This is a genomic window from Micrococcus sp. HSID17227, from assembly GCF_003989405.1.
Taxonomy (GTDB): domain Bacteria; phylum Actinomycetota; class Actinomycetes; order Actinomycetales; family Micrococcaceae; genus Micrococcus; species Micrococcus luteus.
Genome location: NZ_RBLN01000023.1, coordinates 1 through 17,989, shown reverse-complemented (window position 1 = coordinate 17,989; position 17,989 = coordinate 1). Strand labels below are relative to the sequence as shown.

The window sequence follows — 17,989 nt, the reverse complement described above, 5'->3', positions numbered from 1 at the left end:
TCATCGTGGTGATGTCCTTTCAAGAGTGCTGTGGAAGGTTCACTCGAAGGCTCCCACGGTGACCGCGTCCGTGAAGGGGACGGTGTTGGCGACCGGGGAGGGTTACACCACTATCAGGGACTCAACTACGGCCGGCTGGACCGGTCTGCCATCCCTGCAGGTCCCTCGGCCCGGAAGCGTGTGGCCCATTTGCGTGCGGTGGGTGCGGAGACCATGAACATCTTGGCCGCGGTGGCGACCGGCCAGTGCTCCTCGACGATGAGCTTGGCCAGGCGTAGGCGGGCGCGAGGGGTCAGGGCGGCGTTAGCGTGGGACATGAAGGCCTTCTGTTCGCGTGAGCGGTTTCTCGACAACTCCACTCTCGCAACAGGAGGCCTTCGCCTGTCAGCTATTCACGCAACAACGTCCCTGGACATCACACCTAGGAAGAGGTCCTCTTGAGCGAGAGGGATCAGAGAGCAATAGCGGTGCATAGAGAACGCACAGTACAGTGGGGCGCGTCATATCCACTCGAAGGAGACTCTCATGCCCGACAAGCATCGACCGCGCCTCTCTCGTCTAGCCCAGTCCGGGGCCGCGTTTTCCATCGTAGGAGCCCTCACCGTCAGCAACTTCGGGGCTACCGCCTGGGCGGCCCAGCCCGCCTTCACCCCTCAAGCAACAGACGGGTACGCAGCCGCCGCCTCGCTTCCCGGCGACTTCGAGAATCAAGGAAGCACATCCAGCGAGTGGGATGTCTCTGATCTTCTAATCGAGGAAAAGAAGACCGGCCCGGAAGTAGCCGAAACGCAGGCGTGGCCCTGGGCTGTCTATAGGTGCCTCATGGGAATCGGTCTCAATGGGCCTCAGATCACCCAGATCATGACTCGGGGGACCCCTGAGGCGTTTCTCGCCGCAGGAGGACGGGCTGCGCTTGCCTGCCTGAGGGGGAAGTGACCTATGCCACTCCGAGGCATTTCCCGCTCAGCCCTTGAAGAGGAGCTAAGGGCAGTCAACGCGAAACTCTCCACCCACCCTCTAGCATCCGCTCCAGTCAAGGAAGCGCACGCACTCGTTGCAACGATGCAAGGAGCAGACAAGACAGAGGTCTCCAAAAGGCTGTCTGACAAGGGGCTCCCATCCCTCGACGAACTAGGAGCCCTCCAGCTCAAGGGGTCAGTTTCTTGGTGGCGCCTAAACAGGAGGAAGAATAAGCTCGAAAAGAAGCTAGAAGAAAAATCAGAATGACGAATATTATAGTCGCTTTGATTGAGAGCCTCGCTTCTAGCTTTGTGACCCCACCCCCTCCTGTGATTAGTTCACTTCTTATGAAGAATTGAACTACTTTTCACACTGACACGGACTGCCCAGCTCCAGCCAATCCCAAATGGCCCTCCCGCGTCCTCGTGGAGCGGTCCGGGGTGCACCCCGGACCGCTCCGGCGCACGGTTGCCCAGCCCTGCGAGAAGTACTTCGTCAAGGTCGCCGCGCTCCATGAACGTATCCGCGCCATGCGCACCGAAGGCATGATCATGCGCGCCATTGCCGAGCGCGAAGGCGTCAGCACACGCGCCGTTCATTAAGCGATCCACAAGAACGACCCGCCGCGCACCCCGGACACCCCCCAGGCCCCCAAAACGGACGCCTCCGACGACGCTTGACCCCCTGCGCCTGCACCCCCAGCACAGTGCAACGAATCCCGGCCTGACTAGGCCGAAAGCGACTTAGCATAGCTAAGTATCTAACTTGCTCCGGCTCCGCCGGTCCGCACCCTGCACGCCCTCCTGCGCCCCTGCACGCCCTCCTGCGCCCCTGCACGCCCTCCTGCGCCCCTGCACGCCCTCCTGCTGCTTACCGCCTCCGCCTCAGCCACCGACCCGTCTTCTGACGCACCCAACGACCAACCCACTGACGCAACCACCGACCCCCAACCAGTCCCGATCCTCGCTGGTGTCGAAGAAGTCAAAAATGACCAGGTCCCGACTTCGCTCCAGAACCTGGTGGGGTCGTTGATGCTGACAAGCGCCCTCCCTATCGTCGTGGGATTCTGGACCGTCATGTTCGGTGCATCCATCCTCATCCGCAAACGAGCAGTCGCATGGGCCACACTTGTTGTCCTGGTCAGCTTGTCAGCCATCGTCAGCTACAAGTTCAAGAGCACCATCACCGACCTTCAGAACCAGGGCCACGACATCGCGAACCTTAGCCTGGACGGGTGGACGTGGTTTGCACTTGCTCTGATTCTGGTTGCCTCGATCCTGCACGTGATCTTCGAGACCGCACGGCATCGTCGCGCCACCAATCGCACTGACTGACCCCAACACGACGGCCAGCCTCAGCCTGAGCCAACTATTCGAAGGCATCACAGGCTGGCCGTCCTGACTGAATCTCCTACGTCAGACCGAGAAGCCCGCGGCCCCGATACCTCTCCGGTATCGGGGCCGCTCCGTCATGGTGCTCCTGTAGTCAGCTCTGCGTCACAGCGACCTGGAGCTTCCGTTCGATTGCTTCGACGCATTCCCGACGCACGGCCTGATACCGCCCAGCACCCTCCTGGCGTTCATCGAAGTGCCCACCATGAGCCAGCCCCGAGAACAACACATCCGTGCGCTCGATAACATCGGTTCCGGCCAACTCGAACACGCGGTACCGGGACCGGTACGGCGCCCCGTTCTTCGTCATCCGCCAGCCACCGTCGCTGAGCATGGCCAGCACGGTGCCGTACTCCCGCTCCACCCACATTGCGCCGGTGCGGTCGTCCTCATAGAGGTCCCACTCCTGCCTGTCCATTTGCTGGACCCAGTGCATGTTCCACGGGCTACCGGTGCCGCGAACCCAGTTCATCGTCGTTCCTCCTCGCTCGAGTCTTCCGGCTGTTGCTCATCTCCCAGGGTGCCCCAGATGTGCCCGTCCGGGGAGCTCTCCCACTCCACACTGAGGTCGTCCCGACTATCAGCCACGGACACCGCCAGCCGTGGAGCCGACGGCGTAGACGAGGACATCTCCAGCACCACGGCCACGTCTTCAGGCTGCCGGGAGGCGGCCAGCCCCACCGGGTTCGACACCGCGACCTGCCCGCCGTCGCCGTCCACCACACGTGCCCGCACGTATTGCACGCCCGTCGCGGGTCGTTCGAGGGTGTCCTGTTCACGGGTGGTACCAGCCCAGGCCGTGAAGTCGTCCTCGTCGTAGTCCAGCGTGAACGCTGGCCGGTCTCCGTACGCCTCGGGCTCCTTGTGCCTCCCGATCTTCGCGCAGCCGGCCTCATCCACCATGCGGCGCAGACGCGCGGTGAGCATCTCCACATGCGGGTGCCACATCATCATCGGGCCCAGCCCCGGAGCCTGTTCCTCCCAGACCTTGTACTCCATGCACATCGCCGCATACAGCTCGGCCGTCAGGTCCGAGTGCTTGTACCAGCAGGGTGGCACTACCGAGGTCACCAGCCGGTACTCGGCTACGAACCAGTCCACCCACCGACGCAGCGTGTTCCACGCCTCCCACTGGTGCTCTGCCTTGATCTCCCTCCACCGCGTGCCCATCCACACCGGCGGACCCTCGCCCGCGAGTTCCGCGGCGACCTCCGGGTCGACGTAGGGCAGCGGAGTTCCCGTCTGTCCGTCGTCATCGGCGGCCGCCGGCGCCTCCCAGTCCGTGGGCTCGTCGTCTTCAACCCAGGGCGATGCCATCAGTTCCGTCCTTCCCTCGTGTACCGGCGTGCTGGCCCGCCCAACAGCCTCTCGAGCCGGGCGAACAGCTCCTCAACGGCCTCGCGCCCGTCTGCCCCGGTCGAGCGCATGTAGCGATGCGCGGCGTCCTCGCATGTACCGCACAACCACACCCCGATTCCGCCGGTGGCACGACACTCGGCGCGGTCCAGGTATCGTCCATCGGCGCAGTGCCACCTCGTGGAGACGGGCCGCTGGCAGACATGGCACCGTGCACCCCCGTCCGTGCTCATGCCTGCCTCTGCCGGATCATCCTGGCCACGATCACGACCGTGGCCCGCCTGCGGTCCCATCCAAAGAACTCCTTCTTGCCGTCCATGATCTGATGCAGCCGCTGATGGTGGTCCCGGCACAACGGCATCAGGTCGTTGTGCGCTTCGCGGGCCTGCCACCGGCCCTCCTCGTCCTGGCCCACGCCCTTGTACGAGACGTGGTGCAGGTCCAGGGTCCCAGCCTGGGTCAGCGTGATCCCGCAGACCTGGCAGGCCGGCTCTTGGCCGGCCTGCCGGCAGTCTGCGAACCACCGCACCCGCCTGTACCCCCATGCCTGGGACCGCAGGTACCGCTTGTACTCGGCCGAGCTGGTGCGGTGCAGCCCGAACCTGCCCATGCCCTCACCGCACCGGGATCGCCGGGGCCGTCTCCGGCACCGGGTCCAACGCCGCCACGGAGTCCTCGGCCCGGTCCGCGTCGGTCGGTGTGGACGGGGCCGGGTCCTTGGACTCCAGCTCAGCCAGCAGCGCCTTCGAGTACCGCCCCGCGGCCTCCTTGATCTGCTTGCCGTCCTTGCGGTCCCACCAGCGGGTCATCTGCATCAGGATCGGACGCCCATTACGGTTCAGCAGGACCCCCCACCCGAACGGCAGCCGACGCAGCTCCGCGACCGAGACCACGTCGGTGTCGTGGATCTGCTCGGAGACCGAGGTGTGGTCCTTGCCGCGAGACTTCGAGGTCCGCATGATCTTGCGCTGGCCGGCCAGCTTGGCGAACTGCTCCAGGTCGGACACGTTCGAGGCACCCCCGAGCTGGACCTTCACCGTGGCCGCATCGAACAACGCCTGCGCCTGCTGCTCGCCCCACTCGTTGCGGGCCTGAGCCATCGACTGGAACACCGCGAACGGGGAGATGCCCACGCCGCCGCCGTCAGCCATGAGCTGGGTCAGCCCCGGCCAGGCACCGGAGATGTTCGCAATCTCATCGAGCACCAGCGACAGCGGCGGGTCGAGCCGGTTCCCGGGCGACTTCGCCGCCAGCTCGCGCGCCCGCTCGGTGATGGCGTCCATCATCGCGATCAGGAACGGCCCCGCCGACGAGCCGCCGGTCTTGGTGCCCACGATGTAGAGCGTCCCGCACTCGGTGAGGAACTTGTCGATGTCCAGGGTCTCCTCGAACCGGTTGGGTCGCAGCACGTCGCGGACCTCGGGCACCGACAGCCCCTTGACCGCACCTTCGACGCCGAACCACTTGGACTGGAGCAGCTTCGGGTCGCCCTCGATGATGCCCTTGAGCACCAGGTTCCAGTTCAGCGCGGCCTTGGGATGTTCGGTGAGGATTTTCACGGCCTCCTTGGCCTCGGCCGGGTTGTTGCCCCACCGCATCAGGTCATCCACGGTGCGCTCACCCAGCGCCGCGGCGTGCAGCAGGCACTCCATGATCGTGATGGCCGGGGCCTGCCACTCCGCGTTCGAGCTGGAGGACCCCAGGCCGGAGGCACCGATCAGCGACGCCGCCCGCTGGTTCGCCACACGCGGCTCTTCACAGCCCGTGATCGGGGACCACTTCAGCGTGGAGGGCTGACCGGTCAGTCCCTGCGGGTCGAACAGGGCCACTGGTCCCTTCTTCTTGCGCAGCTCGGCTGTGGCCCCCAGGTTGTCCGCACGTGAGCTGGTCGTGATGACCGGGCCGGGTGCGTCGAGAATCGCGCCGATCAGCAGGTGCACGCCCTTGCCCGAGCGCGGCGGGCCGATCAGCACCACCGACTCCTCGTAGCTCGCGAACACGTCCACGCCCTCGGCCTTGCCCAGGCGCATGGCCCCGTCCGTGATGGCCGGCTTCTTGATCGAGGGCCGGACCTTCTTCACCCGGGACAGCACCGACTTGCGGCCCACCGTCTTGGTGATCTCCGTAGACCGGGCCAGGCCCTCGCGTTCGCGCAGCTCCTTGATGAACTTCTTGTCCGACTGCTGGTATCGGCTCCACGCCGTCACCGCGACGCCGATCAGCACGAGCACCAACACACCCAGACCGATCAGCCAGCCGATGACCCCGCCGGTGGTCGCCGTGCATCCCTGCGCGGTGGCCCCGAACGTGGCCGGGTCGTGCTCGCCCACGAGGAAGCCCAGCGGCGCGAACAGCGAGTCCGGCTTCGTCGGTGCCCCACAGTGGATACGCCCGGCCAGGAACCCGGCCAGCAGGTACGCCCCGTAGAGCAGCACGGCCGGACCGATGAGCCAGATCAGTGCCGTCTCGGCCGGGCTGTCCCCTTCCAGGACCGAGTTGTTGCCACGTTCACGTCGCATCAGGCCACCGCCTCCTTCGCCTTGTCCATGCGCTCGTCCGTATCGAACAGCGGCAGCTCGGCCCGCGTGAGCACGTTCTGCACCTCGAACGAGGAATCCCCCAGACGCCACAGGCCCGTGCCCTTGGGCAGGGACCGCACCAGGGACCGCTCCCGGTCGGACAGTTCCATCTCCGACGTCGTGATCTTCAGCGCGGACCGGTCCTGCCGGTAGATCACCTTCACGTCCGCGTCGGCCAGCAGGGACCGGGCCATCGCGGCCATCTTCGAGCTCTGATCACCAGCCATGTCCAGGTCAGCGATCTTGTGCAGCACAAGCACGTTGAAGATGCCGTAGGCGCGGCTGAGCTTCCACTGCTCGACCATGCGCCGCAGGTCGGCCTCGGAGCTGATGTTGTCCCAGCCCTCTTCGTAGATCACGATCCGCTGCCCGCCGTCGCGCGTGGTGACCATCGCTTCGGTCCACGCGCCCGCGCACGCGTTGACCACGCGCACCGCCTCCGGGGAGGCACCCAGCAACGCGGAGGTGTCGATGCTCGTCGCGCACGCCTGATCGTCCAGGACCACCGTGGTCTCCCCGTCGAACATGCCGGCCAGATCGCCGGAGGACACGCGGCCCAGCGTCATCATCGTCACCGACGCGGCCTGCGCCTTCATCGCGTCCGGGTCCGTGCGGGCCGCGTCCAGCGCCCGGATCACGTCCGGGATGATCGGCGGACGTCCCTCGGCGTCCGCGACCGCCACAGCCGCGTCCAGGCCCGCCGAGAGCACATGGTGCTCGGGCGAGGTCATGTCCCGGTCGGTGAGGATCTTCACCAGGGCCACCAAGATGGACATGCGCCGAGTCCGCACCATCGAGGCCCACGCCCGATCCGTCATCAGCTCGCCCTGCACGTCCGTCGAGGGCCGGGTGCCCGGGTCCAACGGGTTCAGGCGCGTGTCCAGGCCAGGGCCGACCTGGATCACCGATCCACCCAGGCCCTTGACCACACGGGTCCACTCGCCCTTCTTGTCCGAGGCCACCGAGAGCTTGCGCCCGGCCAGCACCTGCCGCACCGCCAGCGACTTGGCCAGTGACGACTTCCCGGTGCCCACCTGACCGAACAGCATCATCGACATGCCCGAGATGATCCCGGCCTCATAGAGTGCCCACGGGTCGAAGCAGAACGCGCCGCCGCCGTGCATGTCCTTGCCGATCATCAGCCCGCGCGCACCCAGACCGGGGCCGGCCACGAACGGGTACGCCGTCGAGGCCGTATGCGTCGTCGTGCGGACCGGCCGCGGGGCCAGCGTGCGCATCCCCCGCAGCTGCCGTGCCCCGCGCGGTCCGGCCTTGCCCCACTGCGGCTGAGGGAACCGCACCTCCTTAGCCTGCGCAGCCATCGCCTTCCGCAGCGCCCGCTGGCCTCGCTCCAGCTCCCGGGCCGCACGCTTGGCCTCTCGGGCTTCGTCCTTGCCCGGTTCGATGATCTGGAACAGATCGACCTTCGGTTCTTCACGCATCAGAGCTTCATCCTTCCGAACGGCAGGGCACCGGCCACGAACGCCGCGTCCTGCTCCATCCACACCGGGCGCAGCTCGCACCCGGCCGTGATCCCGGAGGCCACGACCTCCGCAGCCGCGGACTCCAGCTCGGACCGCGAGGACCCGGTCACCGTGACCAGCACGACGACATCCACGCCCGTGTGCCGACGCCGCAGCTCGGCCTCCTCGCGCTCCACGTCCTCCAGGGACTGGTCATGTTCCAACGACCCGATGCGCCCGAGCTTGCTCATCAGCCGCGAGTTCGTGTGCCAGTCCGTCTTGCGCCGCTGCACGGACCGCACCGCGGCCCCACGCTCCACCGGAGCCAGGAACACCGAGACCGTGTGCCGGAAGTCCCCGGCGAACACCAGCTCGTCCAGGAACCCCAGCCGGGCCAGGTTCTGCGGCAGCTCGGAGACCTTGTAGGTGCGGTGGTAGTTCCCGTCCGTGACCATGTGGCCCGCATGGACCTCCACGGCCATCGGTCCCGCGCTCGAGGGCGCGGTACCCGCCGTCTTCCCGTCCGCCTTCATGGTCGAGACCATCACCGAGGCGTCCGGGTCGAACGCCGACCGCGAGAGACCGGCCAGCGTGCGCGGAGAGTGCCAGGCGGTCACCTGGGTCCCCGAGCGCGGCAGCGTGCTCTCCACCGTCGTCATCAGCTTGAGCATGTGCTCCATGAGCGCCGGGGTGCCCCCGCCGAGCGCCTTGACCTGCGAGGTGATCTTCGACGGGGAGACCACCAGCGTCAGCCACTGCTCGTGCACCGGCATCGACTGGGCCTCCTTCATCAGCTCACGGAACGCCTGGTCCAGGAACGGGTCGACGCTTGCCCCTGACCGGCCCGCGCCCTCCTGCTTGGACTCGTAGAAGTCCTCCACGGCCGCACCGGAGATGAGCGTCGTCTGATCCGACGCCTGAATCCGCACCACACCCGGCAGACGCGACAGCGCCGCCAGCGACGATCCCCACGACAGGGACCGTTCCTCCTGAGCGTCGAAGGACTCCAGGTCAAAGCCCCGCGTCGTCATGACCTTCGCACAGACCACCGCTTCCCGGGCGCGCGGGTCCCAGACGAACCCGGCCCCGTTGGGCATCGCGTAGACCATCAGCTCACCGGCCACACCCGGCAGCCGGAACCGTGCCGGCTCACCCGGCTTGATCCGCCCCTTCGCATCGCGCTGAGCCTGCGGCCCTGCCTCGCTCACCGGGGCCTGCGGCTCGCCGTCCACCAGCTCCAGCACGTGTGCCGGGGCCATCCCCTGGCGGTACTCGAGCTGATCCGTTGCCCCGCGCCGCAGGTACTGCATCGCCACCCACACCCAGCCAGGCAGGGACCGGCCACGGAACCGGGTCGCGCCGAACGCGCCGATCACGGCCATCAGCCCGATACCCACGAGCATGGCCGGCCCGCCACGCAGGATGAACGCCATGCCGATCAGCACGCCGGCCAGAACCACGATCACCTGCTCCAGGGTCAGCCCCAGGATCAGTCCCTGAGTCCGTTCCTGGGGGAATCGGACGTCGTCGTACTCCGAGTCCATCGACTCCTGAATCATCGTTGCCATCAGCGGCCTCCTCGCATCACCATCGCCCCGGCACGCTGGCGCATCCGGCCAGCCCGCGCCGAAACGCCCCGCATCGAATTCATTGCTCCACGCCCGGCCCGGCTCGCGGCCATCACGCCCGCCTGCTCAGCCTGGCCAGCACCGCCGGCCAGCCACGCGGTGACTGCAAGCATGAAGATCGGCATGGCCGCGGCCACGAACACCAGCACCATGCCAGCCACGGTCTGCACCCAATCCGTGGACAATGCCGCCATCGCCATGCCCAGCCGCACAACGGCGGCTGCGAGTGGCCCGGCCATGATCAGCCCCAGCATCATCGACAGCCACCGCCCCGCCAGCGCCTTGGCCGGCTCCAGGGCCAACGAGAAGATCGCCGGGGCCGCGAACGAGGCCAAGATCAGAATCAGCACCAGACGGAAGATCATCATCGCCATCAGCACGAAGCAGGCGAAGAAGATCACCAGCGCGATGATCACCGCGACCACGATCATCCCGTTCTCCGAGTTCTCGCTGGCCATCTCCCACTGCGCGAAGTTCTCATCCAGCAGGATCTTGTCGTTGGCGGCGTCGTAGGTCAGACCGAACAGCCCCAGCACGCCGGCCACCGCCTCGTCCTGGCCATCGGTGCCACCGGAACCGACCCGCAAGATCCACAAGGTCAGCTGCTGGGTCGCCCCCATCGCCATCCACACCAGCCCGACCACCACGTAAGTCGCCGGGATGCTGAACACCGCCGCCAGGAACGCGCGCACCATGCCGGCCGTAGACCCGCGCACCGCCGAGAGCACGACCTGCACGGCCACGAAGATCATCAGCAGCGGGATCATCGCCACCACGATGATGTTCAGCATCCCCGGGTGGTCGATCACCGTGCTCTCGCCACCGGCCACCGTCGTAGTGACCTGCCCGCCGACGACCGTGACCCACCACTCCGGGGTCAGCGCACCCACGGAGAAAGCCTGCTCGAGCAGCCCGGAAGCGGCCTTCGCCAGCCCCAGGATCGAACCCCGCATGAACTCCTCGAAGTCCTTCTCCCACATCGTTCTCTCCCTCCGTGAGTGCGCTCAGGACCTCAGAACAGCGGCAGGCCAGCGCCCCAGCCGATCAGGCTCGCAGCACCGGCGATCAGGGCCGCAGCAACGATGCCCCAGACCACGAAGCTGATACCCACGTCCTGCGCGCGGCCGCTCGAGGAGAGCTTGCCGAAGATCCAGACCAGCACGCCGATGCCGACGGCGACGATCAGGATGACCAGGAAGGTGCCCAACGCCAGGCCCGTGATGTTCTGGATGGTGGGCATCCACGGCCCGTTGAAGCTCGGTGCGATGTCCGGGACACCGGCAGCCACCGTGGTGGCCGCGTGAATCAGATTGCTCATCAGAGGTCCTCCCGTAGGGATGTGATGTGACGACGGCCTGGATACCTTCCGGGCCGAACGGGCAACTCCCGCCCGCTGCCAGATGTACGACGCGCCCCACCGCCACGCATGTCACCTGGCCCGCACACGAGAAAGCCCCCACCCGCTGCATCCGCAGCAGGTGGGGGCAACTCGCAGATCAGATCAAGAGCAGTTCTGACCCCGCGTCAGCGTCAGGGTCCGCCCGGTCTGAGCACCGTTGGTCAGCGACTGACGCGCCACGTGCACCTCGACCGGCGAGCACTCGGCCGTGGCCTCGTTCTGTGCCGAGCAGTCCGGCTCACCCGACCCGTTCACCTCGCCCGTGGCGTACCACTTCACCGATGTGACGACCGTGTACGAGGATTCCGTGCCCGTAGCCTCCTTGCCCCACTCGTACCCGTCCAACGCGGGCTGTCCACCGAGCAACGCACTGATCACACGCTCACGCTCTGCCCGATCCGGCGACGGCTCCTCCTTGTCGAAGTCCCGCACCGCCTGCCGGTTGCAGGTCTGCTTCGGGGCGTTCTTCTCGATCGCGACCGACTGCGGCCTGGCCCCGGCGGGCATCAGCTCGCTCGTCCCCAGCCCAGCCCCCCAGCTCGTGCCGGCCGTGCCAGCGCCCAGCACCGTCGCCCCCACCGCCGCCAACGCGACCATCGTCCACCCCTTGCGCATCCCGCCAGGTGAGAACAAGGCCCTGCCCCACACCGCCAGCGCCACGCCAGCCCCCACCGCCAGGATCAGCACGACCAGCGCCGTCCCGACCACCCATCCACTGATCTGTGACCACCCCGACAGCCCGTCCGGGTTGATTCCGTTCAACATGTCCGACTCCTCGCCGCTCGTCTGGCCCGCTCTTGCTTCGTTGCCGTGTCTCGTCCTGGGTTCGCGGTCCCCACCGCGAAGGTCTGTCAGCGCGCCATCGCCTGCACCACCAGCACCCACACCACGAGCACCGCCAGCGCCACGGCCGCGATCACCCACCGACCCCGCGCCGAGTCCCACGCGTCCGGTACCCGCTCCTGCCACGACGTCGGCAGCGGCGCGTCCACGGACTCCGCCACCCACCGCCGCCCGGCCTCGCCTGCGCGCTGGCGCAGTCGCCGCACGGACGCGACCAGTCCCCGGTCCCGCTCTACGTAGACCACGCGCGGCTCCTGACCCTCCGGGACGTCATGGCTCTGCTCGAACTCCGTCTGCTCGCTCACTTCTCTGCCCTCTCGTTTCGGATCACCGTTGTCGCCACCCTCAGCAGGTGCCGTGTCTCGGCCAGGTACTGCCGACTCGTGGAGTGGCTGAACCCGGTGGCCTGCATGACGTCCTCGACCGTGACCGCTTCCATCCGGCCCCCCGCCTGCGCGCAGGCCAACGCGACCTGCCGCGCCCAGTCCCCCGCGTCCCCGTCGTCGGGAAGGCAGCTGATCAGCACACGCATCGTCACCGCCTGCCCCGAACGGGCCACCTCCTGCGCCGCCCGGACCACCCGGGCACAGCGCACCAGCTCACGCCGGGCCTGACGCAGTGCGGTCACCGAGACGCCCATCGCCTCCGATGCCGCCACGACGTCATCCCCGAACGCCAGCACCACGGCCAGGGCACGGGCCGTCATCTCCGAGGACTCCATGACCGACTCGACCACCCGCATCACCTCCGCGACTTCCCGGTGTGCAGCCAGCGCTTCAACCACAGCCTCGGCCGGGTCCTCCATGACCGTCGACACCGCGGTCTTCTCCCGCGCCACCGCGGAAGCCTCCAGCGCCTCCTGGCCCGCCCGCGACCGGCCGACCGCCCGCAGATGATCCACCGCTCGGTTCCGGGCGATGGTGCCGACCCAGGTCCGCAGGGAACCCCGGTCCGGATCGAACCGCTCCCGGGAGTGCCACGCGGACTCCCACGTGCTCTGGAGCACGTCCTCGACGACGTCGCCGTTGCCCGAGGGTCCGAGTACGGCCACCACCGTGCCTCGCACCGAGGCCACCGCTTCCGCCAGCTCGTCACCGGTCACCAGCACCATCCCCGCCGGAGCCACCCGGTCCGCCTGCCCGGTCATCAGTCCACCGCCTCCATCAACGCCCGTGGCATCGCCCGCCGCTCCAGCCGGCAGTGCGGGCAGTCTGCAAGCACGGCCTGCCCGTACGCCGGGATGTGCACGTCCGGGTCCTGGCACGGCTCACCGGTCCGCAGCTCACGCACCTGCCCCGAAGCAGCCGGAGCCTGAGTCACGGCGACCGGCCGGGGCCGGGTCACAGCGACCAATTCCTCGAACTCCGAGGCCAAGGACCGCGCCACGAAGGCCGTGGGCTTGCGCACCGGCCCCGAGGCCCGCGCCAAGACCACGTCCACGATGGACCGCAGCTGCCCGTCTCCGAGGTCCGCAGCCGCCGGCACCCGCTGAACCAAGTCCGCCAGGACCACACCCCGATGGACCAGCCCCACGCCTTCCCCACCGTCGATGACCTGATCGGTCCGTCGTCCGTCGTCCGTCGTCGTCTCCGCGCGCACTGCACCGGACTGACGGACTGACGGACGGACAGATGAGGGTTCTTGAGGGTTAGTCCGCGCGCGATCCTTATAGTCGGCAAAGTCGTGATTGTCGGGTGAGTCCGCCGAAATTGTCGGGTGAGTCGACTCACCCGACAGATTGTCGGGTCGCGTGTTCATGCGGGTCTCAGATTTACCCGACAGATTGTCGGGTCGCGTCTTCGTGCGGGTCTCAGATTTACCCGACAGATTGTCGGGTCGCGTCTTCGTGCGGGTCTCAGATTTACCCGACAGATTGTCGGGTCGCGTGTTCATGCGGGTCTCGGCGTCTTGGACAAGGTCGTTCAGGGCCTCTTCGCGGAGGTAGTACCTCAAGCCGATCCGCCCGCGCCCGTCCCCGTAGCGAGACTCGGTGTCCACCAGGCCCAGGTCTCGCAGGCGGGCGATGTGCCGCTCCACCGAACGCACCGTCTGGGCCGACCGCCGGGCCAACAACTCCTGGCTCGGGTGGCACGACCACGCCTCGTCCGCATGGTCACCCAGCAGCAAAAGCACGAACGCCTGGCCGGTGTTGAGTTGGCCTGTCTCCGCGACTTTCTGCGCCCACTTCATCGCTTCGATGCTCATGCCTGCTCCTCCTCGGTCCCGAATGCCTCGGCGTGCGCCTCACGGGCATCGGCCAAGCGGCGGCGCCCGGTGCGCTCTGAGCACCCGAACTTCTCTGCGACCTCCGCCGCCGAGGGCACCTGGCCCTCCTGCGCACGGGCCACGATCCATGCGGTGATGTCCGCACCCGATGCCTTCTCCACCGTCTTCGTCTCTGCGGCGACCGGCTCTGACGACGCCACGGTCTCGACGACCTCGATCCCCTGGGCGACCTGCGATTCCTCGACCACGGCCTGCGGAACCTCGCGGGCCTCGCGTTCGGTCTCGAGTTTGGCTTGACGCTCCATCCGTTCCAGCTCCTGCCGGTGCCGAGCCTCGGCCACCTCGGCCTCCCGCTCGGCCTCGCGCCGCTGGGCCTCGATCTGCCAGCGGCTCGCTGCGAGTTCGGCCTCCAGCTCCGCGCGCTGACGATCCAGCTCCGCCTGAGCCTTCAGCTGCTCTGCTTCCTCCGACACCTGCGATGCGCGCTCGGCCCGCCGCGAGTCCGGGTTCTCCACCGCGACCCGCGCCAGCTGATCCGTGGCCACGAACACCGCCACCGGAACCATCACCGCGATGAGCGCACCCACCACGGACTGCCACACGCTCGCGTTCTCAGCACTCCACGCATGCGCCCCGTTGGCGATCATCGACAGCCCCGTGAACGCCCCCAGCGCCCACCACGACGCCCGCGCGGACTCCCCTCGAGACTCGTGCACCAGTACGGAGCCTGCGTAGACCAGGATCGCCAGGTCTATGAAGACCGGCACTGCCCAATGCATGAACGGCGGCAGCCCCAGCCACGCCGCGACCTCGTACAGCGCCGCGAACGAAATGGAGAACGCCACCAGCCCGGCCACAGCGGTCCCGGCCACCACGGCCCGGATGAACCGCCCATCGTTCGGGTTGACCCGGCGCGGAAGCGTCCGAATCCCACTGTCCGTGGGCCGCGCCCCGGTGCTATCCTTTGAGTGCTCGACCAGCGTGTTCTTTGGAATGTGCACCGTCTCGGATTGAGCGTTTTCGGAAGCCCCGACAGCCTGCCCGCTGGCCGGGGCTTCCGCCCTTTTCGGCCCAGACGTTCGGGCCTCCCACATCTGCTGCGCGCTCATCGCGTGCCCTCCTCGATCTTCTTCAGCACCTCATCCAGGTCGTCCACCGCGTCCCGCAGCGTCGACCGGATCTCCGCCTGGGACTCGCCCTCGACATGCCCCACGGACCGGATCACGTGCGCCAGCGTCCGCACGCACCGCACCGAGTCCCACACGACCCCGTGCAAGTCCTCGTCTTCGACCAGCGCCTTACCCGTCGCCGGAGACACCAGCGAGGCCACCGGGGTAGCCGCCTTGATCAGCGCTGGCACCGCGGCCGCACCCGACCCGTTGAACGCAGTCAGCACACGACGCGCGCGGCCCTTCTGTTCCTCGTCGTGCCGGACCAAGTTCAGCGGCTCGATCCCGAAGTCCTCGGCCGGCATGTCCAGCACCGAGTCCAGGCCCATCTGGCCCTCGAGCACCGCCTCTGGCCCTTCGGACGACGTCGCGGCTCGCTCGCGCACCGGCTGATAGGTCTTCCCGTCCGTGCCAGTCACCCGCCGAGCGTTTCCAGGTGTCCCATTTGGGACATCTCGACCCGCCGTCGCGTCGAGTTCCCGGTGCACGGTGCTCTTAGACAACTGAGTGGCGGTTGCGATGGCGCGTGCGCTCATGCCGGCCTCACGAAGTGAGAGGACCACGTCCTGCCGATATTCCAAGGGCGGACGGAGGTGGAGGTTTCCGAACTCACGGGTCACGTAGTCGTCCCAGCTGCGGTAGCCAAGAACGGCCCAGGCCCGTCCTCGATATGCCGAACGGATGAGGTGGTAGACCGACTCCATGCCAGTCTTAATCTGGTCCGTGAGGTCACGCGCTGCCGCAGCAGTCATGGACGCGCCGTGGTCAGGGTCAACCACTGTCGCCGTCACGGCTTCCCCTCCTCGGCCTCGAACACGAAGAGGTCTCGCATCGACAACCCAAGAAAGTCAGCGACGGTCTCGAGTTCCGTGAAGGTGAAATCGCGGTGCCCGTTCATACGTGCTGACACCGATGCGCGGCTTAGACCGAGGGCTTCGCCCAGGTCCCCCATGCTTTTGTCGGCCAGGGCCAACCTGGAGCGGATTTGCAGAGTTAACTGCTTCTGTCTCGTCATGGCCACCAGTGTTGTGCTACCCGCAACACTGGTCAAGCCGTATGTTGCTTATGTAGCAATTTTTTTTCGTATCCCATGACGACTGGCCTGCCCTTCGCTACGCTGGACACATGGATGAGTCAGAAATCAAGACCGCGCTCCTCGCGGAGATCCGCGCCTGGATGGGCCGCCGGCAGGTCAACCAGTCCGACATGGCCCGGCACATGGGCCTGACACGCAGCGCGGTCAGCCGGCGGATGAGCGGACAGCAGGACTTCACGTTCCCCGAACTGGCCTCGATCGCGGGGTGGCTCGACATCACGCTCGCTGAACTGTTCGGCCCGGTCGTCCTCCAGGCACGAAGAAGCCCCCGCACCGACATGGTCGGTGCAGGGGCCTCAGGATCGCTCCCCCGGTTGGATTCGAACCAACAACCCTTCGATTAACAGTCGAATGCTCTGCCGTTGAGCTACGGGGGAATGTGCCGCGAACCGCCGGAGCCGTTCGGACAACGGATGGAACTCTACCAGAGCCCCTGCCTGCGCGCCACCCGGCCGCGGGGCGCCGTCGTCGTCCTACCCACGCCCGGGGACCGGGCCCTTGCCAGGCACGGTTCCGGCGGGCCTACGGTGCGCGGACACCCCAAAACCATCAGGAACGGACCCGAAGGAGAGACGTGTCCATGACCATCACGACCCTCACACGCAAGACCGCCCTGACCGGCACGGGCATGCTCGCCGCCCTCGCCCTCGCGGCCTGCGGCACCACCTCCGACAACGGCGACGACGGCTCCGCCTCGCCGGGGGTCGACGCCTCCTCGGCGGTGGCGAGCACCCCCACCACGGACGACGCGTCGGGCTCGGCGTCGTCATCAGCCTCCTCCGCTTCGGCCTCGTCGACGGCCGCCGCGGCCGGCAGCGGCTCGGCCACCGGCCAGGCCGACGAGCCCGCCTACGCGGTGATCGACGCGGTCCTGGAGAAGTACGCCGACGGCATCATCGTCGCGGTGGATGCCAACGACGATGACACGACCTGGGAGGTCGACGTCGTGGTGGGCGAGGGGGCCAAGGAGCTGGACGTCACCGCCGACGGCGACATCACCGAGACCGATCGCGAGTCGGATCCCGAGGACGTCCAGAAGGCGAAGGAGGCCGAGGTCACCGCCCAGCAGGCCCTCGACACCGCCCGGGAGGGCCGTGACGGGGTGACCCTGGACGAGATGGACCTGGAGGACGACAACGGCACCCTCCAGTGGGAGGTCCGGTTCGATCGCGAGGACGGCTCCGACGGCCCCGAGGTCGAGATCGACGCCACGTCCGGCGAGGTGCTCACGGTCGACGAGCGCTGACGCCGCGCGGCCGACGGGCCGCCGTTTCCCGAACGAAAACGCGCCTGGAGCCGCCGTTTCCCGAACGAAAACGGGTGGGGGTCAGTCGTCGGCTCGGAGGGCCCGGCGGCGCGCCTCCAGTTCCATGAGCTCGCTGTTGAGGCGGGTGAACTCGGCGGGGTCGCCCTCGGGGCCGAGCCGCTGCAGGCGCCCGAGCAGCTCCTCCTTGCGGTGCACGATCTGCAGGGCGAACAGGCGGTTCATGATGTCCCGGCAGTACCGGTCCACATCCTCGGGAGTGCGGGCGGGCAGGTCGCGGACGGCCAGCTCGGAGACGACGCCGGCCACCTCCTGGGGCACGGCGTCCCGCACGGCGTCCACCCAGCGCTGCGGTGTCGCCCCCGCCGACCCGGCCACCTTCACGCCCTGGTGGACGGCGGCGTACTGCGGGACCGTGAAGCGGGCGGCGTACAGCGCGGTCCACTGCTCCGCGGAGAGCAGGGTGGGGTGCTGCAGCACCACCTCGAGGGACTCCCGCTCCCGGCGGGCGACGGGGTCACGCGGGTCCACCGGCACCACGATCCGCGGCGCCGGGGCGGCAGCCTCCCCGTGGCGGCCCGTGGGCCCGACCGCCTGCCCGTCGCTCGCCGGGAA

The 17,989-nt window shown here is 67.7% G+C and carries 20 protein-coding genes, 1 tRNA gene and 2 pseudogenes; 5 read left to right on the top strand and 18 right to left on the bottom strand.

From position 1 onward, the window contains the following. Positions 1-128: 128 nt before the first annotated feature. A pseudogene (locus D8M29_RS02810) lies at positions 129-317 on the bottom strand (leucine zipper domain-containing protein); the annotation flags it as partial. Positions 318-525: 208 nt separating this feature from the next. Between D8M29_RS02810 and D8M29_RS02805 the strand changes: the two are divergent. From D8M29_RS02805 to D8M29_RS02800, 3 genes are all read left to right on the top strand, one after another. After that, on the top strand, positions 526-936 hold the full coding sequence (locus D8M29_RS02805; RefSeq protein ID WP_127435035.1) for a hypothetical protein: 411 nt from the start codon (positions 526-528) through the stop codon (positions 934-936). Between the two features lie 464 nt (positions 937-1,400). Then, a complete protein-coding gene (locus D8M29_RS13495) occupies positions 1,401-1,562 on the top strand; it encodes a hypothetical protein (RefSeq protein ID WP_153239424.1) in 162 nt (53 codons plus the stop codon). Between the two features lie 429 nt (positions 1,563-1,991). Next, positions 1,992-2,294 (top strand): hypothetical protein, encoded by a 303-nt coding sequence (locus D8M29_RS02800; RefSeq protein WP_127435036.1) that lies wholly within the window; start codon positions 1,992-1,994, stop codon positions 2,292-2,294. A gap of 151 nt (positions 2,295-2,445) precedes the next feature. Here the strand turns inward: D8M29_RS02800 and D8M29_RS02795 are convergent, their stop codons facing one another. From D8M29_RS02795 to D8M29_RS02725, 15 genes are all read right to left on the bottom strand, one after another. After that, the gene (locus D8M29_RS02795; RefSeq protein ID WP_049145134.1) at positions 2,446-2,823 is read right to left on the bottom strand and encodes a hypothetical protein; all 378 of its coding nucleotides are present in this window, start codon (positions 2,821-2,823) and stop codon (positions 2,446-2,448) included. Then, entirely contained in the window at positions 2,820-3,668 is an 849-nt protein-coding gene (locus tag D8M29_RS02790; RefSeq protein WP_049145136.1) for a hypothetical protein, read from the bottom strand. The genes D8M29_RS02795 and D8M29_RS02790 overlap by 4 nt, the downstream gene beginning before the upstream one ends. Before the next feature lie 268 nt (positions 3,669-3,936). Then, entirely contained in the window at positions 3,937-4,317 is a 381-nt protein-coding gene (locus tag D8M29_RS02785) for a hypothetical protein (protein WP_049145137.1), read from the bottom strand. A gap of 4 nt (positions 4,318-4,321) precedes the next feature. Further along, the gene (locus D8M29_RS02780) at positions 4,322-6,226 is read right to left on the bottom strand and encodes a type IV secretory system conjugative DNA transfer family protein (RefSeq protein ID WP_060973429.1); all 1,905 of its coding nucleotides are present in this window, start codon (positions 6,224-6,226) and stop codon (positions 4,322-4,324) included. Then, a complete protein-coding gene (locus tag D8M29_RS02775; RefSeq protein WP_049145144.1) occupies positions 6,226-7,728 on the bottom strand; it encodes a conjugal transfer protein TraC in 1,503 nt (500 codons plus the stop codon). The genes D8M29_RS02780 and D8M29_RS02775 overlap by 1 nt, the downstream gene beginning before the upstream one ends. Beyond that, entirely contained in the window at positions 7,728-9,317 is a 1,590-nt protein-coding gene (locus D8M29_RS02770) for an SCO6880 family protein (RefSeq protein WP_060973428.1), read from the bottom strand. Before D8M29_RS02770 ends, D8M29_RS02775 begins: the two co-directional genes overlap by 1 nt. After that, positions 9,317-10,357: a hypothetical protein gene (locus tag D8M29_RS02765; RefSeq protein WP_060973427.1), complete on the bottom strand. Its 1,041-nt coding sequence runs from the start codon at positions 10,355-10,357 to the stop codon at positions 9,317-9,319. Before D8M29_RS02765 ends, D8M29_RS02770 begins: the two co-directional genes overlap by 1 nt. 32 nt (positions 10,358-10,389) lie before the next feature. Further along, positions 10,390-10,695, bottom strand: coding sequence for a hypothetical protein (locus D8M29_RS02760; RefSeq protein WP_060774791.1), 306 nt, complete (start codon positions 10,693-10,695; stop codon positions 10,390-10,392). Between the two features lie 183 nt (positions 10,696-10,878). Next, the gene (locus D8M29_RS02755; protein WP_060973426.1) at positions 10,879-11,541 is read right to left on the bottom strand and encodes a hypothetical protein; all 663 of its coding nucleotides are present in this window, start codon (positions 11,539-11,541) and stop codon (positions 10,879-10,881) included. 86 nt (positions 11,542-11,627) lie between these two features. After that, positions 11,628-11,924: a hypothetical protein gene (locus D8M29_RS02750; protein WP_036340685.1), complete on the bottom strand. Its 297-nt coding sequence runs from the start codon at positions 11,922-11,924 to the stop codon at positions 11,628-11,630. After that, positions 11,921-12,766: an RNA polymerase sigma factor gene (locus D8M29_RS02745; protein WP_227449005.1), complete on the bottom strand. Its 846-nt coding sequence runs from the start codon at positions 12,764-12,766 to the stop codon at positions 11,921-11,923. The genes D8M29_RS02750 and D8M29_RS02745 overlap by 4 nt, the downstream gene beginning before the upstream one ends. Beyond that, the gene (locus D8M29_RS02740; protein WP_061873033.1) at positions 12,766-13,824 is read right to left on the bottom strand and encodes a helix-turn-helix domain-containing protein; all 1,059 of its coding nucleotides are present in this window, start codon (positions 13,822-13,824) and stop codon (positions 12,766-12,768) included. The genes D8M29_RS02745 and D8M29_RS02740 overlap by 1 nt, the downstream gene beginning before the upstream one ends. After that, positions 13,821-14,954, bottom strand: coding sequence for a DUF2637 domain-containing protein (locus D8M29_RS02735; RefSeq protein WP_044659678.1), 1,134 nt, complete (start codon positions 14,952-14,954; stop codon positions 13,821-13,823). The genes D8M29_RS02740 and D8M29_RS02735 overlap by 4 nt, the downstream gene beginning before the upstream one ends. Further along, complete coding sequence (locus tag D8M29_RS14095; protein ID WP_238693316.1) at positions 14,951-15,433, bottom strand: hypothetical protein; 483 nt, start codon at positions 15,431-15,433, stop codon at positions 14,951-14,953. Before D8M29_RS14095 ends, D8M29_RS02735 begins: the two co-directional genes overlap by 4 nt. 368 nt (positions 15,434-15,801) lie before the next feature. After that, entirely contained in the window at positions 15,802-16,029 is a 228-nt protein-coding gene (locus tag D8M29_RS02725) for a helix-turn-helix transcriptional regulator (protein ID WP_060974140.1), read from the bottom strand. A 110-nt stretch (positions 16,030-16,139) separates the two neighbouring features. On the opposite strand from D8M29_RS02725, the gene D8M29_RS14465 reads away from it, so the two are divergent. Continuing rightward, positions 16,140-16,454: a helix-turn-helix domain-containing protein gene (locus tag D8M29_RS14465; RefSeq protein WP_081097766.1), complete on the top strand. Its 315-nt coding sequence runs from the start codon at positions 16,140-16,142 to the stop codon at positions 16,452-16,454. Here D8M29_RS14465 and D8M29_RS02715 read toward each other — a convergent pair. Continuing rightward, positions 16,416-16,487: transfer RNA gene (locus D8M29_RS02715), tRNA-Asn, on the bottom strand. The genes D8M29_RS14465 and D8M29_RS02715 overlap by 39 nt on opposite strands. 203 nt (positions 16,488-16,690) lie before the next feature. Between D8M29_RS02715 and D8M29_RS02710 the strand changes: the two genes are divergently transcribed. Continuing rightward, a complete protein-coding gene (locus D8M29_RS02710) occupies positions 16,691-17,356 on the top strand; it encodes a PepSY domain-containing protein (RefSeq protein WP_060974139.1) in 666 nt (221 codons plus the stop codon). 81 nt (positions 17,357-17,437) lie between these two features. Here D8M29_RS02710 and D8M29_RS02705 read toward each other — a convergent pair. Continuing rightward, positions 17,438-17,989: pseudogene (locus D8M29_RS02705) on the bottom strand (DNA primase); the annotation flags it as partial.

What these genes read in the sequence shown, in the direction of transcription:
- D8M29_RS02805 (WP_127435035.1), top strand. Translation starts at nt 526, where the DNA reads ATGCCCGACAAGCATCGACCGCGCCTCTCTCGTCTAGCCCAGTCCGGG.
- D8M29_RS02800 (WP_127435036.1), top strand. Translation starts at nt 1,992, where the DNA reads ATGCTGACAAGCGCCCTCCCTATCGTCGTGGGATTCTGGACCGTCATG.
- D8M29_RS02795 (WP_049145134.1), bottom strand. Translation starts at nt 2,823, where the DNA reads ATGAACTGGGTTCGCGGCACCGGTAGCCCGTGGAACATGCACTGGGTC.
- D8M29_RS02790 (WP_049145136.1), bottom strand. Translation starts at nt 3,668, where the DNA reads ATGGCATCGCCCTGGGTTGAAGACGACGAGCCCACGGACTGGGAGGCG.
- D8M29_RS02785 (WP_049145137.1), bottom strand. Translation starts at nt 4,317, where the DNA reads ATGGGCAGGTTCGGGCTGCACCGCACCAGCTCGGCCGAGTACAAGCGG.
- D8M29_RS02780 (WP_060973429.1), bottom strand. Translation starts at nt 6,226, where the DNA reads ATGCGACGTGAACGTGGCAACAACTCGGTCCTGGAAGGGGACAGCCCG.
- D8M29_RS02775 (WP_049145144.1), bottom strand. Translation starts at nt 7,728, where the DNA reads ATGCGTGAAGAACCGAAGGTCGATCTGTTCCAGATCATCGAACCGGGC.
- D8M29_RS02770 (WP_060973428.1), bottom strand. Translation starts at nt 9,317, where the DNA reads ATGGCAACGATGATTCAGGAGTCGATGGACTCGGAGTACGACGACGTC.
- D8M29_RS02765 (WP_060973427.1), bottom strand. Translation starts at nt 10,357, where the DNA reads ATGTGGGAGAAGGACTTCGAGGAGTTCATGCGGGGTTCGATCCTGGGG.
- D8M29_RS02760 (WP_060774791.1), bottom strand. Translation starts at nt 10,695, where the DNA reads ATGAGCAATCTGATTCACGCGGCCACCACGGTGGCTGCCGGTGTCCCG.
- D8M29_RS02755 (WP_060973426.1), bottom strand. Translation starts at nt 11,541, where the DNA reads ATGTTGAACGGAATCAACCCGGACGGGCTGTCGGGGTGGTCACAGATC.
- D8M29_RS02745 (WP_227449005.1), bottom strand. Translation starts at nt 12,766, where the DNA reads ATGACCGGGCAGGCGGACCGGGTGGCTCCGGCGGGGATGGTGCTGGTG.
- D8M29_RS02740 (WP_061873033.1), bottom strand. Translation starts at nt 13,824, where the DNA reads ATGAGCATCGAAGCGATGAAGTGGGCGCAGAAAGTCGCGGAGACAGGC.
- D8M29_RS02735 (WP_044659678.1), bottom strand. Translation starts at nt 14,954, where the DNA reads ATGAGCGCGCAGCAGATGTGGGAGGCCCGAACGTCTGGGCCGAAAAGG.
- D8M29_RS02725 (WP_060974140.1), bottom strand. Translation starts at nt 16,029, where the DNA reads ATGACGAGACAGAAGCAGTTAACTCTGCAAATCCGCTCCAGGTTGGCC.
- D8M29_RS14465 (WP_081097766.1), top strand. Translation starts at nt 16,140, where the DNA reads ATGGATGAGTCAGAAATCAAGACCGCGCTCCTCGCGGAGATCCGCGCC.
- D8M29_RS02710 (WP_060974139.1), top strand. Translation starts at nt 16,691, where the DNA reads ATGACCATCACGACCCTCACACGCAAGACCGCCCTGACCGGCACGGGC.